Source organism: Amycolatopsis sp. CA-211722, assembly GCF_056828465.1.
The window spans coordinates 5,069,139-5,083,810 of the sequence record NZ_CP184752.1 but is presented as its reverse complement, the minus strand read 5'-3'; the positions used below and the strand labels follow the sequence as shown (position 1 = coordinate 5,083,810).

Below are 14,672 nucleotides of genomic sequence, written 5' to 3'. Positions count from 1 at the left end.
AATGCCTCGCGACCAGGTACAAACCCGACGGTTCCTCAGATCGTCGGCCAGGCCTCCAGTGCCGCGACCATCCGGCGCGTGTGGGCCAGATAGCCGGGCACGGACAGGACCCGGCCGTCGATGTTCTCCAGCAGCCAGCCCGATGCCGCCTCCTGCGACGCGAAGAACTGCGTGCAGACCAGCGCCTCGACGTAATCCTGACCGAGGGTGAGGTCGATCCCGGACAACCGCGACGCGGCGACCACGGCCTGCGGCGGATCGACGCTCAACACCCGTTCCCGGGTGAAATGGACCCGGACGTGGGCCCCGGTCGCCGGGCAGACCGCGTCCGCGTGCACGGGTTCACCGGTGGCGACGGCCAGGAGGAACAGGTCGACGCGGTACCGGTCTGAGCCCGCCCGGCCGGCCGGGCGCGAGCCTCGGTCCATCACGACCAGGCCGTCGCGGAGGGCGAAGCCCATCAGGTCCATCAGCCTGCGGGCTTCGGCGGGGTCCATGCCGACGGTGGCGGCGAGTCTTCCGATGGCGATGGGGTGTCTGCCCGCTCTGGTCAGCTTGGTCGCGGCCCAGGCGATGCGGACAGCGGCGGTGCGATCCGTACGGGTGGTCAACAGGCACCTCCTCGCCTTCGTCCCGTTGAGATTAAGCACGAAAAGGTTTTCCGCCAAGTCACTGCGCCGAACGGCCGAATCCGTTGTGCGGTAAGAAAATTCACAGTGCGTATCGAGCAACGGGACGCCGTTCGCGCGGAAAGGCACACACTTTCGGCCACGATAAGCGAAAGTGGCCTGTGGTGCCTCGGACCTGCCGTGAGCTTCCGGCGACGTTGCGAAAGCCACTTTCGCAACGTTGAAGGTTGCGAAAGTGGCTTTCGCAACACGCCATCGGCGCAGGTGAGCGCGCCGCGAGAGCCGCATGACGCCGGACCGCTTCACAGCAGTTTCAGTTGTTCCGCCGCCGGGATCACCACCTCCTCCGAACGCTGCACGGGCATCGTCACCTGCGTTCGCTCCCCGTCGTCCGCACGGGCATCGAAGCCGTGCCGTCGCAGCAACGGGCCGACGCGGGCACCCAGCCGCTCCCGGTACGCCTTCGGCAGATAAGCGCCGCGCGAGTACAGCTCGCGGTACTTCGGCACGAGCTCCGGATGCTCCCGGCCGAGCCAGCGGGCGAACCATTCCCGCGCGCCCGGCCGCAGATGCAACGGAAGGACGGTGACCCGTGTGGCGCCCGCCTCGGCCAGCTTCGAGAACAAGGCGTCGAGGGCGGCCACCGAATCGGTCAGGTACGGCAGCACCGGCGCGACCAGCACCGAACACGGCAGCCCCGCGTCCCGCGCCTTGCGGATCAGGTCGAGCCTCGCCCGCGGGCTCGGCGTCCCCGGTTCGAGGCGGCGCTGCAGGTCTTCGTCGAGCAGCGCGAGCGAGATCGCCAGCCCGGCGGGCACGTCCTTCGACACCGATTCCAGCAGCGGCAGATCCCTGGCCAGCACGGCGCCCTTGGTGAGGATCGACAGTGGCGTGCCCGAATCGGCCAGCGCGGTGATGATGCGCGGCATCAGCTTGTACCGGCCTTCGGCGCGCTGGTAGGGATCGGTGTTCGTGCCCATCGCGACGTGCTCACGGGCCCAGCTCGGCCGCCGCAGCTGCGCGGCCAGCACTTCGGGCGCGTTGACCTTCACGATCACCTGGGTGTCGAAGTCACGTCCGGCGTCGAAGTCCAGGTAGGTATGCGTGTTCCGGGCGAAGCAGTTGTGGGTGACCATGCCGTCGGCGATGAAGTCGCCGGTGCCGGTGGTGATGTCGAACAACGGCAGCTCGATGCCCAGCGGCTCGATGGCCGTCACCTTCCGCCTGGTCCGGCCGATCGCGAGGCCGTCGAGCGACCGTTTCCAGCCGACGGCGGGATCGGCGAGATGGAAGAACCGCACCTCCTCCGACGGCCCGCCGAGCAGCTGCACCGTCCACAGCGGACGGAACTTGACGTTTTCGCTTCTCACGTAACGGAAACCGAAGTTGTCCAGCGCGGAACAGAAGGTCGAGACGATGTCCTGCTCGTCGTGCGTGACACGCAGCGCACCGTGCCGGTAGCTGCCGGAGATGTCGAACAACCCGGCGAGGAATCCCCGCTGCCAATGGGAATCCGGCGACGGCGGCACCTGCACGAAACCGACCGACGCGCCGAAATCGGGCAGGTACTTCAGCGCGCGGTCCGCGGCGTCCTTTTCGGCCGAGAACCCGCCGGAGCGCAGCATCCCGCACAGGTATCCGGCGCGATAGCCGAGGGTGTCGTCCGGGGTGCGGGCGAGCTTCCCGACGCCGACCAGTTCGGTGCCGCCGACCAGATGCGGCCGCTGCGCGGCGCCGAACCGGGTGCCGGTGACGTGTTTCCATCCGCGCCCGGTTAGGAACCGGTGGTCGCCGCTGGCCACGATGGACGTTCCGTCGTCGAGGGTCAGGCGGTACGCCGGCTTCAGCGTCGACCAGTGCGCGAGCACCTTCGTCGGCACCAGGCGGCGGCCCGCGCCACGCCCGCGCGTCCCGTAGATGGCGTCACCGGGCGCCAGGTCCGCCAGCGCCTTCGTCCGGCCGTCGGCCATCAGGACCGGTGTCGCGCCTTCGAGGCAGTAGGTGCACGCGTGAGAGCAACCGCGGTAGGGATTCACCGTCCATCCGAACGGGACACCCGACCCGTCGGGCACCTTGTTCAGCACGGATTTGGCGTGCACCTCGTGAAAGGTGACGCCGTCGAACTCGGGCGTGCGCACCGAACGCAGCAACCCGTCCAATCCGGGCAGCACCGGCTCGCCGCCGTCCGCCCGCTGTCGATCCCATCGCACCGGGCCAGTCGAACACACGTTCTAGACGGGTGTCAAACGTATGTTCGAACGCGGGTGATCTTCGCGGCGTTTCGTCCTCTAGTTGCGGTAGTTGCGCGCGCAACTACCGCAACTAGAGGACGAAACGCGAGTTAGAGCTTCGTGATCTCGTCCGCCACGTACCCGGCAGGCTGGATCAGTCCCGCGCACCGGCTCTCGCCGCGCGGCGTCGCCGAGCGGCGGCGCACCGTCACCGCGTAGAAGTCCTCGCCGCCGCGCACCGTGACGACCCGCGCGTCGGATTCGAGCAGCGGCTCCTCCTGGACGGCGAGCACGTCGTCCAAACCGGACAGGTCCAGCCGCCGCCGGAGCGCGATCTCCGCGAATTGCGCCCAGGCCGTCCGGGCGGACGTCCGGCCGCGAAGCTGCTCCGGCTCGACGTGACCGCGCAGGGCGGACTTGGCGACAAGCGCCGCTTCGGCCGGGTTGAGCTGGCCGTGCAGGAATCCGTCGGGGACCACCAGGAGATTGCCCGCCCAGCGGTCGCCACCGACATGGCTGACCTCCCAGGCCCGGCCGGGGTGGTTGGTGTTGAGCGTCGAAGCCAGCGGGCGGCCGAGCACCGCGCAGCACATGTCCTTGGTGCCGTGGGTGCAGACCAGGAACAGCGGCCCGTCCACTCGCGTGCCGAGCCCACCGGTGCCTTCCGCGACCGCTTCGAGGTCCAGGCCGGCCAGCTCGTCGAGGTCGTGGATCTCCATGCGCTCGAGCCAGCGGTTGCCCGGTTCGCCTCCGCCGACGTACACCGACCGGGGACGATCCGGATCGCGCTGGTGCTTGCCGGGACGACGGATGAGCAGCGGACGGAGCCCGTGGGACCGTCTCAGGGATTCGAGCAGCTCACGGCGCTCGGCGGGGAACGCCTCGTCGAGGACGTTTTCCAGCGCGTCCGCGGGCCAGGGGCCGGGCTGCTCGACGAGCAGCCAGCAGCGCATGTCCGCCGCGGTACCGGCCGGGCTCGCGCCCAGCATGCGCGCGACGGTGGCGCAGCCCGGCAACGCGGCGGGCGGCGCTGGGGTGTCCGAGAGCTGAGCGGTCATCGGCTGACCCCTCCGGACCTCACCTTAGGCATGCCTTAGCTTACCCTGCCCCGCCTCCCTTCACACTTCTCGTCCACTGTGACTTTCAGCCGATCGAGAGCAGCCCCTGCGTCGTGAGCTCGCCGAGGAACGCCCGCACCGTCCCCCGATCGAGTTCGGACAGCTCGGCGAGCCGCTTGACCGCCTGTGGCGTTCCGTCGAGAAGCGCCTTCAGCAGCGGGGCCGCGGCGCCCGCGAAGACGAACCGTTTTCCGTCCGCGAGCAGCGTCACCCGGCCGTCTGCCTCTTCGAGCACCGCCCTCGGGACGAGGAACCGGACCTCGGTCTCGTCGCCGTCCGGCAGCAACCCGGGGGTCGCCGCCCAAGGCAGCCCGACCCGTGGATGCGCCGGGGCCGCCGAATCGCGTTCGGCGAGGAACCCGCCGACGACGTCGCCGGTCAGTGCGGCTTCCAGTTCGGCCCGCAGCGCGGCGGTGCGGGCCGCCCGCTCCTCGTCCGTCCCGAACCTCGGGAGGTCCTGCCGGAACACGGCGCTCGCCCGGAGCTTGTCGGCGAGCCAGGACACCAGGTCGATCCCGGTGGCCGGGCTGAACCCGAGCGTGAGGTGCAGCGACATCTCCCCCACCGCGGTGACGTCGTGCCAGTGCCCGCGCGGGACGTAGAGGACGTCGCCGTCTTCGAGGACGAAGTCGTCGATCGGCTCGCCGGGCCGCTCGGGCTGCTCGACGTCGCGATGCAGCGGGGCCTGCCTGGTCGGGCCGTGCATCCGCCAGCGTTTGCGGCCGGCGACCTGGATGATGAACGCGTCGTGGTCGTCCCAGTGCACGTCGAAACCGTGGGTCACGCCCCAGCCCGCGTACAGGTTGACCTGGACGCTCTCGCGGAGGTCGTGTTCGAGGCTCCTGGCGAGATCGCCGATCGGGTCGCTGAGTTCCTGGATGGCGTCGAGCACCATCGTCGCGCCGCCGCGGAGGTGCTCGGTGAACGGAGCGGCCTGAAGGCGGGGGACGGTGCCACTGCGGCGGGTGGGGACGAGATCGGTGTAGCTCTCCATGGGCACCGGGGTGCCATCGAGCGCGAGGCGCAGCCGCGGGAACTCCAGGCGGTGCTGCCGGAGGATCGCGTTCAGCGCCGGCCACGGCAGCAGGTCGGCGAACCGGCCCGCGCGGCCTTCGAAACGGCGGTAGGTCTCGCCCTGGACGTCTTGGAAGAACTGGCTGACCCCGAGCGGAGCCACGAGGTCAGCCAGTGTCGGCGTTTCGGGCACTCAGCCGTCGTTGCCGTCGTTGTCGGCGGCCGCGCCGTTGGCCTTCCCGCGATCGACCGCGGTCGGGATCATTTCGACCTCCAGCAGCAAACCGCTGTCGGGAGCCTGCGTACCTGACTGTTCCTGTGCCATCCTGCCACCTTTTTCTCAGACGAGCGGACGGACCGAAAATCGGTCTGGAGCGCCGCCCAGCCTACGACACGTTTCGAGAAAATTCACTGCCCAGCAGGGAAAAACGGCCTTGTGAGCGATCTTCGACACCGTGGCGCCGGTTCACCCGGACAGCGGTTCTAAGCTGGCATTCATGGCTGATGCGGCATCCGTTCCCCGTCCGCGCTGGGACGTGCTCGCGGCCGTCGGAGCCGGTGGCGCACTGGGCAGCCTCGCCCGCTACGGGCTTTCGGTCGCGATCCCCCACCCCCGGGGTCAGTTCGCGTTTTCCACCTTTGCCACCAACGTTTCCGGCTGTCTGCTGATCGGGATCCTGATGGCGTCGCTGGCCGCCGCGGCCGATCCGCACAGGTTGCTCCGGCCGTTCCTCGGAGTCGGGATCCTGGGCGGTTACACCACGTTTTCGACCTACGCGACGGACACACTCGATCTTGTGACGGCCGGGCGCCCGTTCACCGGGTTGGCCTACGCGTTCGGCACGGTGGCCGCGGCACTGGTAGCCGTCTATGCCGGGCACGAGATCACCCGCGCGGTGAAGAAATGACCCTCTTCTTCGTAGCGCTCGGCGGCGGTTTCGGGGCGATCGTCCGTTTCCTGACCGATCTCCGGACGCGCGCGCGGCGGGGCGACGCCTTCCCCTGGGGCACGCTGACGGTCAACATCGCCGGCTCGCTGATCCTCGGCGTCCTGACCGGCTGGGCCCTGTACGGCGGGCAGCCGGACGGCGTCCGCTCGCTGCTGGCCGTCGGATTCTGCGGCGGGCTCACCACGTTCTCGACGTTCGGGTACGAAACCCTGCGCCTGTTCACCGGGAAGACGCGAGCGCGCGCCGTGGTGAACGTCGGCGTCACGATGGCCGCCGGGATCGGCGCCGCGGCGGCCGGGTTGCTGCTCGCCGCCGCCGTCTGGCACTGACTCAGCCTTCGGGCGCCATCCGCCAGGCCGCGGCCGCGATCGCCGCACGCTGCGCGGCGGGGAGCTCCGCCGCCATCTCCTCGAGCTTTTCGACCACGCCTTCGTGCGCGGCGTTCGCGAGCCGGAGCCCCTCTTCCGTCAGCGTGATCTTCAGCGCGCGGCGATCGCAGGAATCCGCCACCCGCTCGACGAGCGCGCGCCGCTGCACGCGGTCCACCAGGCCGGTGACGCTGGACTTCTCCAGGTTCAGCATCCTGCCGAGATCGGTCATCCCGACGCCCGACTCCCCCTGCGCCAGCACGCAGAGCAGCTGGGCCTGCTGCGGTGTGAGGTCATGGGACCGGCCGACGTCGATGAAGGCGCGCTGCACCAGATGGGAGAGCCGCACCAGCGCCGTCGCGAATCCGAGGTCTTCGGCCGTGGTCATGCCGGGAGTCTACTTGACGATCGTTCGGAGTACGAACTACTGTAGTTCGTAGTACAAACATTCCGTACTACGAACTAGGGGATCTCATGACCACGACCGTGGCCGTCATCGGCGGGGGATACGGCGGCACGACCGTCGCCAAGGAGCTGGACTCGTTCACCGACGTCGTGCTCGTCGAGCCGCGCGAGGATTTCGTGCACCACGTAGCCGCCTTGCGGGGACTCGTCGACCCCGAGTGGACGGATCGGCTCTTCTACCCGTACGACCGGCTCCTGGAGCGCGGCCGGGTGCTCCGCGACCGCGCGGTGAGCGTGGACCAGGACGGCGTCACGCTCGCGTCGGGTGAACGGCTCACGCCGGACTACGTCGTGCTGGCGACCGGTTCGGCGTACCCGTTCCCGGCGAAGATCGATTTCCACGACAGCGCTTCGGCGAAGGCGAAGATCCGTGCCACCCGGGAGGAACTCGCGGGCGCGGAGAGGGTGCTGCTGCTCGGCGCCGGCCCGGTGGGCCTCGAACTGGCGGGCGAGATCAAGGCGGTGCGGCCGGAGAAGGCCGTGACGATCGTCGACCCGGCGACGGAGATCCTGCCCGGTTTCCCGGAGGACTTCCGCGCCGAGATCCGCCGCCAGCTCGACGGGCTGGGCGTCGAACTGCTGCTCGGCACTTCGCTGACCGAGCCGCCGGTCTCGGAACCGGGGCAGGCCAAGACGTTCACCTCGGAGCTCACCGGCGGCGGCGAGGTGACCGCCGACCTGTGGTTCCAGTGCTTCGGCGGGGCGCCGCACACCGCGTACCTCGACGGCGACCTGGCCGCGGCGCGGCAGGCGAACGGCCGGGTGGAGGTGACTCCCGAACTGCGTCTCCCGGGGCAGCCCGGCGTGTTCGCGCTCGGTGACATCACCGCGCTGCCGGAGGGGAAGCTGGCGAAGGTGGCCGGCGATCACGCCGAGGTCGTCGTGGCCAACATCCGGGCCCTCGTCGAAGGCGGCGAGCTGCGCGCCCACACCCCGGGCGGGCCGATGATCTCGTTGCCGCTCGGGCCTTCCGGCGGCGCGACCTACGCCGAGGAGGTCGGGATCCTGGACGCGGCGACCACCGCGGAGATCAAGGGTTCGCACATGATGGCGTCGCGGTACGACGAGCTGTTCGGGAAGGCGTAGCGCTCGTGAGTGGTAAGGACGGTTAGAACCGTCCTTACCACTCACGAGTCTCTAGCGCGGAGCGAGGCCCCGCACGTGCGCGAACGGGTCCTCACCCGTCGGCAGCAGCGCGATGATCGGCGTCGTCAGCCCGTTGTCCACATAGGACCGCACCTGCTCCCGGCAGGATTCGAGGCTGCCGTGGACGATCAGGTCGTCGACGACCTCGTCCGGGATGACCTGGTTCGCCTTCTGCCGGTCGCCCGCCGCCCACGCCTCGTGCATCGGCGCGAGCGCGTCGCCCCGGCCGAGCCATTCGTGGAACGCCGCGTACACCGGCACGGTCAGGTAACTCGAGATGAGCATCCGGCCGAGTCCGCGAGCGGCGGCCTTGTCCTCGGTGGGACACACGAAGATCCGCGCCGCCAGCTCGACGTCCGGCCCGATCTCCGCCCGTACCTTCGGCACGTCGGAGGCGGCGAGCCAGTTGGTGATGGCGCCGTCGGCCTCCTTCGCCGCCAGCCGCAGCATGCCCGGCCGCAGCGCGGCGAGCATGATCGACGGCGGCGGGTCGGCGGGCCGCTCCAGCCGGAACTTGCTGACGGAGAACGACTCGTACTCCTCGGTGACCTTCTCCCCCGCCAGCGCCGAACGCAGGAAACGCAGGGTGTCCCGCGAACGCGCGAACGGCGCCTCGAACTCGGCGGCGTTCCAGTTCTTCACGATCACCGGCGACGACGCGCCGATGCCGAGCACGAACCGGCCGGGCGCCAGTTCCGCGACGGTCGCCGCGCTCATCGCCAGCAGCCCGGGCCCGCGCGTGTACACCGGCACGATGGCGGTGCCCAGCCGCAGCTGCGGCGCCCACTGCGAGGCCAGCACCAGCGGCGTGAAGGCGTCGTGGCCCGCCGTCTCGGCCGACCACGCGTCGGTGTAGCCGAGATCCGGCAGTTCCCGCACCATCTCCTCGTGCGCCGCGAGCGGCACCCCGGTCAGCGGAATGGTGATGCCCCACCGTTTCATGCGTTCTCCTCGCTCTTGACCGCGGCACCGGACAGCTCACGCACGATCCAGTCCACCTGCGTGCGCATCAGGTTCTCCGCGACCTCTTCGGCTTGCGGCGTCATATGCGTCGCGCCGGCCAGCGGCAGGAACACGTGCGCGCGTCCCTTGGCCAGCAAGGCCGACGACAGGCGCAACGAGTGGGCGACGAAAACGTTGTCGTCGGCCAGCCCGTGCACGATCAGCAGCGCCCGCGAGAGGTCACCGGCCCCGGCGATCAGCGAGTTGTGCTCGTACGAAGCCGTTTCTTCCTGCGGCAGCCCGAGGTAGCGCTCGGTGTAGTGCGTGTCGTACAGCGACCAGTCGGTCACCGGGGCGCCCGCGACACCGGCGTGGAAGACGTCGGGGCGCCGCAGCACGGCCAGCGCGGACAGGTAGCCGCCGTAGGACCAGCCGCGGATCGCGACCCGTTCCAGATCCAGTTCCGGATGGAGCGCGGCCGCCGCGTGCAGCGCGTCGACCTGGTCGGCGAGGGTGACGTCGGCGAGTTTGCCCGCGATCTCCTTCTCCCAGGCCGAACCCCGGCCCGGCGTCCCGCGCCCGTCGGCCACCAGCACCGCGAAACCCTGGTCCGCCAGCCACTGCGGGGTCAGGAACGCGTTGCGGGTCTGCAGGACACGCTGGGCGTGCGGGCCGCCGTACGGGTCGAGCAGCACCGGGAGCTTGCCCTCGCTCTCCTCGTACCCGGTCGGCAGCACCAGCGCGGCGCGCAGGCCCCGCTCCCCCAGCGTCAGCCAGGTCAGGTTCGGCACGACGTCGGGGTCCACGGTGTAGGAACCGATCCGTGCCACCGTCTTCTCGCCGGACACCACGGTCACCACCGGGCCGCTGCGCTCCAGGCTCCACGACGAGAGCACGGTCAGCGAAGCGGTGCCGGAGCCGACGTGCACACCGTCCTCAGTGGACAGACGACGGAGCTCGCCGCCCTCGGTGCGGAAGACGTGGATCTGCGTCGGGTCGGTCTCCGAGGCGCTGAACAGCACCTCGTCGCCGACGTGCAGGATCGAGCGGACCTGCAGCCCCGGCGGGGTGACGGCCACGCCGTCCACGATCAGCCGGTGGTCGCCGTCGGCGGCGCTCTCGCGCACCAGACGGCCGTCGGCGGTCCACGCCGGGACGCCCGCGGCGAGCTCGACCCAGTGCTCGTCGGTCTCGGTGTGCAGCACCTCGATGGAACCGGTCGCCGGATCGACCGCTTGGATCTCCAGTTTCCGCTGGTCACGCGACTGGACCGACAGCAGCGGCTGGCCCGCGGCGGACCAGTGCACCGCGGCAAGGTACTCCCAGCCGGTCTTCGTGACGTCGACGCGGGAGCCGTCGAGGCCGAGGATCGCCAGCGTCACGTCCGCGTTCGTGGTGCCCGCGGCCGGATACGCGACGACGTTCGCCGCCGACTGCGGGTTGGCCGGGTCGGCGATCGTCCAGCGCGGCACCGCTGCCCGGTCTGACCGCTCGACGAGCAGGCTCTTCCCGTCCGGCGACCACCAGTAGCCGCGGGTGCGGCCCATCTCCTCGGCCGCGATGAACTCCGCGAGCCCCCAGGCGATGTCGTCACCCGCCTCGTCGATGAGGAGGCGGTCCTCGCCGGTCGCCCGGTCGATCACCCGCAGGCGCCGGTCGCGGACGTAGGCGACGTGCGTGCCGTCCGGGCTGGGCCGCGGGTCCACGACCGAGCCGTCGACCAGCACCGCGACCTCGCCGGTGGCCAGGTCGAGGGTGTGAAGCTTGCCCGAGAGCGAGAACGCGGCGACGGTGAAGGCGTCGTCCAGCGCGTAGCCGACCACGCCGCCGCCGGTCTCGCGGCTGCGCTCGCGGCGGGCACGCTCCTCCGGCGGCAGGTCCTCTTCACCGGGCAGCAGCTCGGCCGCGTCGACCAGCTTCGTCTCCTCGCCCGACGCGACGTCGAACGACCACAGGCTGTGCCGCGGGTCGGTGCCGGACTCGGTCCGCAGGAACAGGATGCGGGAGCCGTCCGGGGCGACCTTGAACTCTTTGGGCGCGCCGAGGGTGAAGCGCTGGGTGCGGGCCTGGCGGCGGAGGAACGGGAGATCTTCGAGGCTGTTGTCGGTCACGTCCGCACTCTTTCAGACGATCAAGTGCGGACGCCAACGCCTTCGAGCTTCTTCAGTTCGGTCTCGGGGTCGAAGTCGGCGGGCGGGAACTTCGGGTCCATCTCCTCGATCGTCTCGATCAGCAGCCGCGCGACCAGCCAGTTGCGATACCACTTGCGGTCGGCCGGGACCGCGTACCAGGGCGCGGCCGCCGTGGAGGTCTTGGCGAAAATGTCGGCGTAGGCCTTCTGGTAGTCGTTCCACTGGGCACGCGCGTCGAGATCGGCGGGGTTGTACTTCCACCACTTCGCTGGGGTCTCCAGCCTGGCCTTGAGCCGCTTCAGCTGCTCCTCCGGCGAGATGTCGAGGAAGACCTTCACGATGGTCGTCCCCGCCTCGGTCAGCTCCTTCTCGAACGCGTTGATCTCGGCGTAGCGCTTGCGCCACTCCGCCGCGGGGACGAGCTTCTGGACGCGCGGCACCAGGATGTCCTCGTAGTGGGAGCGGTCGAAGACCCCGATCTGCCCCGGTCCGGGGAGTTGTTTGCGGATCCGCCACAGGTAGTGGTGGCGCCGCTCGGTCGCGGTCGGCGCCTTGAACCCGGCGTACCGCACACCCATCGGGTTGACCAGGCCGAGGACGTGGCCGACGGTGCCGCCCTTGCCGGAGGTGTCCATCCCCTGCAGGACCAGCAGAACGCTCCGGTTCCCGCCGCCGACGCCCTCCGCGTACAACGCCTCCTGCAGCTCGGCGAGCCTGCCTCCGGCGTCCGCGAGGTCTTTGAGCCCCTTGGGCTTCTTGGTCGGCCCGATCGGGAACGAGCCGGGATGGTGCCGCTCGGCGCCCTTGCCGATCCTCAGCGTGTCCCGGACGGAGACGGTGTCCTTTTTCGCCATCCGGCGACGATAACCGCGCTCCGTGCCCCGCGCCTCCGGTGATCGAGTGCGCCGATGCACGATTTCGCCACCCGAAGGAGTCGATACGCAACGAACAACGGGTCAAAGCAACGTTTCCCGGATGAAAGCCGCCGGATGGACATCTAACCTGAACGCATGACGACCGCCGACTTCATCGCGCTCGACGAGCAGTGGAGCACGCACAACTACCACCCCCTGCCCGTGGTGATCGCCACCGCCGAAGGCGCCTCGGTCACCGACGTCGAGGGCAAGACCTACCTCGACTTCCTCTCCGGCTACTCGGCGCTGAACTTCGGGCACCGCCATCCCGGGCTCATCGCCGCCGCGGTCGAGCAGTTCGGCCGGGTGACGCTGACCTCGCGCGCCTTCCACCACGACCAGCTCGGGCTGTTCTGCCGGGAGCTCGCCGAGCTGACCGGTACCGAGATGACCCTGCCGATGAACTCCGGCGCCGAAGCCGTCGAGTCGGCGGTGAAGATCGCCCGGAAGTGGGCGTACCGGGTCAAGAGCGTCCCCGACGGGACCGCGGAGATCATCGTCGCCGGCTCCAACTTCCACGGCCGCACGACGACCATCGTGTCCTTCTCCACCGACGAGACCGCTCGCGCCGACTTCGGCCCCTTCACTCCCGGCTTCGTCACCGTCAAGTACGGCGACGCCGAGGCGCTGCGCGACGCCATCACCGAGCGCACCGCCGCGATCCTGCTGGAGCCGGTGCAGGGCGAGGCGGGCGTGATCGTGCCGCCCGCCGGCTACTTCGCCGAGGCCCGGCGGCTGTGCGACGAGCACGACGTCCTGCTGATCGCCGACGAGATCCAGTCCGGTCTCGCCCGCACCGGCACCGTCCTCGCGCTCGACCACGAAGGCGTCCGTGCCGACGTCTACACGCTGGGCAAGGCGCTCGGCGGCGGCATCATGCCGGTCTCGGCCGTCGTCGGAAGCAAAGACGTGCTCGGCGTGCTGCGGCCGGGTGAGCACGGCTCCACCTTCGGCGGGAACCCGGTCGCCTGCGCGATCGGGCGGGCCGTGGTCGGGCTGCTCAAGACCGGCGAGTTCCAGGAGCGCTCGCGGGAACTGGGCGCCCACCTGCACTCGCGGCTCGGCGAACTGGTCGGCAACGGGCTCGCCGAGGTCCGCGGGCGCGGGCTCTGGGCGGGCATCGACATCGCGCCCGGCGGGCCGACCGGCCGCGAGGCGTCCACCGCGCTGGCCGAACGCGGCGTCCTGTGCAAGGAGACGCACGACCACACACTGCGGATCGCGCCGCCGCTGGTGATCAGCCGTGAGGAACTCGACCGCGGTATCGACGCCATCACGGAGGTCGTCAAGACGCGGTGAACCTTTCGGACGGGCTGTACGTTGCCTGTCCATGGGAGACGAGCGGGAGTGGGTGGAGCGGCCGCTGGTCGGCACCGAGTCGGTGTCGCCGGAGGACTGGTTCGCGAGGGGTAAGGCACTGCGGGACGAGGCGCCTTCGTCCGCGCACGACCACGCGGCGGCGGGCGAAGAACGGCCGAGTGTGGCGGAGTTCTTCGCGCGCACCAACGATGGCCGCCTGCCGGAGCTGGTGGAACTGCGGCGCGAGCGCATGCTGGCGTCGCCGTTCACCTTCTACCGCGGGGCCGCCGGGCTGATGGCCGCGGATCTGGCGGGGTCGCCGTCGTCCGGGCTGACGGCGCAGCTGTGCGGGGACGCGCACGCCGCGAACTTCGGGCTGTACGGCACGCCCGAAGGCCAGATCGTCATGGACATCAACGACTTCGACGAATCCGTGCCGGGCCCGTGGGAATGGGACCTCAAACGGCTCGCCGCGAGTCTCGTCCTGGCCGGACGCGAGGGCGGAATCGGCGAATCGGGCTGCCGTGAAGCCGCCGAGGACTCGGTGAAGTCGTACCGGCGCACCATCCGCGGGCTGGCGGAGCTGCCGTTCCTGCAGTCGTGGAACGCGTTGCCGGACGCGTCGGTGCTGAGCAAGGTCAAGGCGCACGACCTGATCGACGACTTCGAGGAAGCGGCCGAGAAGGCGCGGAAGAACACCAGTGCCAAGGTCACCGCGAAGTGGACCAGGCGGATCGACGACCACGAGACCGGCCTCGAACGGCACCGTTTCGTCGAAGACCCGCCCGTGCTCACGCACGTCGACGACGCGACCGCCGAAGCGATCGTCGCCGGACTGGTGTCCTATGTGGACACGCTACGCGAGTCGCGGCGGACGCTGCTCTCGCGGTACCGGGTGTCCGATGTGGCCTTCCGGGTGGTCGGCACCGGCAGTGTCGGGTTGCGCAGCTACGTGGCACTGCTGCACGGGAACTCCGGCGAAGACCTGGTCCTGCAAGTGAAACAGGCCATCCCGTCGGCGCTCGCGCCGTTCCTCGGCCTGCCCGCCCCGGAGCACGAGGGGCGACGGATCGTCGAAGGCGCGCGGCTCGTGCAGGCCGAGACGGACATCCTGCTCGGCTGGACGACCATCGACGGCGTGCCGTACATCGTGCGGCAGTTCCGGAACCTCAAGGGCGACATCGACCCGGCGGAGCTGAAGAAGGACCACCTCGACGACTACGGCCGCCTGGCCGGCGCGTTGCTGGCGCGGGCGCACGCGCGGTCACTGCATCCGCGGATGCTGGCGGGGTACTTCGAGGACGACGAAGACCTCGATGAGGCCATCGGGGCCTACGCGGTGCGGTACGCGGATCAGACCGAAGCGGACTTCGAGGCCTTCGGCCGCATTTAGTCAGCCGTAGGGGCAAAGGTGTCCTGTCGGGTGGCGAGTCCGTCGCTCCGGGGGTGCTCGGCGAGGTGAAG

General features: G+C 70.0%; 14 protein-coding genes. 5 read left to right on the top strand and 9 right to left on the bottom strand.

The annotated features are described in order from the left end of the window. Positions 1 to 35 precede the first annotated feature (35 nt). From merB to ACOCEP_RS24580, 5 genes are all read right to left on the bottom strand, one after another. On the bottom strand, positions 36 to 611 hold the full coding sequence (merB, locus tag ACOCEP_RS24600; RefSeq protein WP_482331351.1) for an organomercurial lyase: 576 nt from the start codon (positions 609 to 611) through the stop codon (positions 36 to 38). 320 nt (positions 612 to 931) lie between these two features. After that, the gene (locus tag ACOCEP_RS24595) at positions 932 to 2,839 is read right to left on the bottom strand and encodes an intein-containing Rv2578c family radical SAM protein (RefSeq protein ID WP_482331350.1); all 1,908 of its coding nucleotides are present in this window, start codon (positions 2,837 to 2,839) and stop codon (positions 932 to 934) included. 131 nt (positions 2,840 to 2,970) lie between these two features. Then, complete coding sequence (locus tag ACOCEP_RS24590; RefSeq protein ID WP_482331349.1) at positions 2,971 to 3,918, bottom strand: sucrase ferredoxin; 948 nt, start codon at positions 3,916 to 3,918, stop codon at positions 2,971 to 2,973. A gap of 85 nt (positions 3,919 to 4,003) precedes the next feature. After that, positions 4,004 to 5,185: a cupin domain-containing protein gene (locus tag ACOCEP_RS24585; RefSeq protein WP_482331348.1), complete on the bottom strand. Its 1,182-nt coding sequence runs from the start codon at positions 5,183 to 5,185 to the stop codon at positions 4,004 to 4,006. Further along, a complete protein-coding gene (locus ACOCEP_RS24580; RefSeq protein WP_255431246.1) occupies positions 5,186 to 5,317 on the bottom strand; it encodes a hypothetical protein in 132 nt (43 codons plus the stop codon). It lies immediately after the preceding gene. A 172-nt stretch (positions 5,318 to 5,489) separates the two neighbouring features. Here ACOCEP_RS24580 and crcB (ACOCEP_RS24575) point away from each other — a divergent pair, with 172 nt between their 5' ends. Together crcB (ACOCEP_RS24575) and crcB (ACOCEP_RS24570) are read left to right on the top strand one after the other, a co-directional pair. Then, positions 5,490 to 5,900: a fluoride efflux transporter CrcB gene (gene crcB, locus ACOCEP_RS24575; RefSeq protein ID WP_482331346.1), complete on the top strand. Its 411-nt coding sequence runs from the start codon at positions 5,490 to 5,492 to the stop codon at positions 5,898 to 5,900. Continuing rightward, complete coding sequence (crcB, locus tag ACOCEP_RS24570; RefSeq protein WP_482331345.1) at positions 5,897 to 6,271, top strand: fluoride efflux transporter CrcB; 375 nt, start codon at positions 5,897 to 5,899, stop codon at positions 6,269 to 6,271. Before crcB (ACOCEP_RS24575) ends, crcB (ACOCEP_RS24570) begins: the two co-directional genes overlap by 4 nt. 1 nt (position 6,272) lies before the next feature. Here crcB (ACOCEP_RS24570) and ACOCEP_RS24565 read toward each other — a convergent pair whose 3' ends face one another. Then, positions 6,273 to 6,698, bottom strand: a complete 426-nt coding sequence (locus tag ACOCEP_RS24565; protein WP_482331344.1) for a MarR family winged helix-turn-helix transcriptional regulator — start codon at positions 6,696 to 6,698, stop codon at positions 6,273 to 6,275. Positions 6,699 to 6,784: 86 nt separating this feature from the next. Here ACOCEP_RS24565 and ACOCEP_RS24560 point away from each other — a divergent pair, with 86 nt between their 5' ends. After that, positions 6,785 to 7,861 carry an NAD(P)/FAD-dependent oxidoreductase gene (locus tag ACOCEP_RS24560; RefSeq protein ID WP_482331343.1) on the top strand — a complete coding sequence of 359 codons (1,077 nt, stop codon included), beginning with the start codon at positions 6,785 to 6,787 and terminating at the stop codon, positions 7,859 to 7,861. A 51-nt stretch (positions 7,862 to 7,912) separates the two neighbouring features. On the opposite strand, the gene ACOCEP_RS24555 is transcribed toward ACOCEP_RS24560, so the two are convergent. Genes ACOCEP_RS24555 through ACOCEP_RS24545 form a run of 3 tightly spaced genes read right to left on the bottom strand, consistent with a single transcriptional unit; the run spans position 7,913 to position 11,849 of the window. Beyond that, the gene (locus tag ACOCEP_RS24555) at positions 7,913 to 8,863 is read right to left on the bottom strand and encodes an LLM class F420-dependent oxidoreductase (protein ID WP_482331341.1); all 951 of its coding nucleotides are present in this window, start codon (positions 8,861 to 8,863) and stop codon (positions 7,913 to 7,915) included. Beyond that, on the bottom strand, positions 8,860 to 10,974 hold the full coding sequence (locus ACOCEP_RS24550) for a S9 family peptidase (RefSeq protein WP_482331340.1): 2,115 nt from the start codon (positions 10,972 to 10,974) through the stop codon (positions 8,860 to 8,862). The genes ACOCEP_RS24555 and ACOCEP_RS24550 overlap by 4 nt, the downstream gene beginning before the upstream one ends. A gap of 20 nt (positions 10,975 to 10,994) precedes the next feature. Then, on the bottom strand, positions 10,995 to 11,849 hold the full coding sequence (locus ACOCEP_RS24545) for a PPK2 family polyphosphate kinase (protein ID WP_482331339.1): 855 nt from the start codon (positions 11,847 to 11,849) through the stop codon (positions 10,995 to 10,997). 156 nt (positions 11,850 to 12,005) lie between these two features. On the opposite strand from ACOCEP_RS24545, the gene rocD reads away from it, so the two are divergent. Continuing rightward, positions 12,006 to 13,208 carry an ornithine--oxo-acid transaminase gene (gene rocD / locus ACOCEP_RS24540; protein WP_482331337.1) on the top strand — a complete coding sequence of 401 codons (1,203 nt, stop codon included), beginning with the start codon at positions 12,006 to 12,008 and terminating at the stop codon, positions 13,206 to 13,208. A gap of 31 nt (positions 13,209 to 13,239) precedes the next feature. Continuing rightward, positions 13,240 to 14,601 carry a DUF2252 domain-containing protein gene (locus tag ACOCEP_RS24535; RefSeq protein ID WP_482331335.1) on the top strand — a complete coding sequence of 454 codons (1,362 nt, stop codon included), beginning with the start codon at positions 13,240 to 13,242 and terminating at the stop codon, positions 14,599 to 14,601. Positions 14,602 to 14,672: the final 71 nt, after the last annotated feature.

Excerpts from the sequence above, each read along its gene's own strand:
- ACOCEP_RS24590 (WP_482331349.1), bottom strand. The coding sequence starts at position 3,918 with ATGACCGCTCAGCTCTCGGACACCCCAGCGCCGCCCGCCGCGTTGCCG.
- ACOCEP_RS24580 (WP_255431246.1), bottom strand. The coding sequence starts at position 5,317 with ATGGCACAGGAACAGTCAGGTACGCAGGCTCCCGACAGCGGTTTGCTG.
- crcB (WP_482331346.1), top strand. The coding sequence starts at position 5,490 with ATGGCTGATGCGGCATCCGTTCCCCGTCCGCGCTGGGACGTGCTCGCG.
- crcB (WP_482331345.1), top strand. The coding sequence starts at position 5,897 with ATGACCCTCTTCTTCGTAGCGCTCGGCGGCGGTTTCGGGGCGATCGTC.
- ACOCEP_RS24565 (WP_482331344.1), bottom strand. The coding sequence starts at position 6,698 with ATGACCACGGCCGAAGACCTCGGATTCGCGACGGCGCTGGTGCGGCTC.
- ACOCEP_RS24560 (WP_482331343.1), top strand. The coding sequence starts at position 6,785 with ATGACCACGACCGTGGCCGTCATCGGCGGGGGATACGGCGGCACGACC.
- ACOCEP_RS24555 (WP_482331341.1), bottom strand. The coding sequence starts at position 8,863 with ATGAAACGGTGGGGCATCACCATTCCGCTGACCGGGGTGCCGCTCGCG.
- ACOCEP_RS24545 (WP_482331339.1), bottom strand. The coding sequence starts at position 11,849 with ATGGCGAAAAAGGACACCGTCTCCGTCCGGGACACGCTGAGGATCGGC.
- rocD (WP_482331337.1), top strand. The coding sequence starts at position 12,006 with ATGACGACCGCCGACTTCATCGCGCTCGACGAGCAGTGGAGCACGCAC.
- ACOCEP_RS24535 (WP_482331335.1), top strand. The coding sequence starts at position 13,240 with ATGGGAGACGAGCGGGAGTGGGTGGAGCGGCCGCTGGTCGGCACCGAG.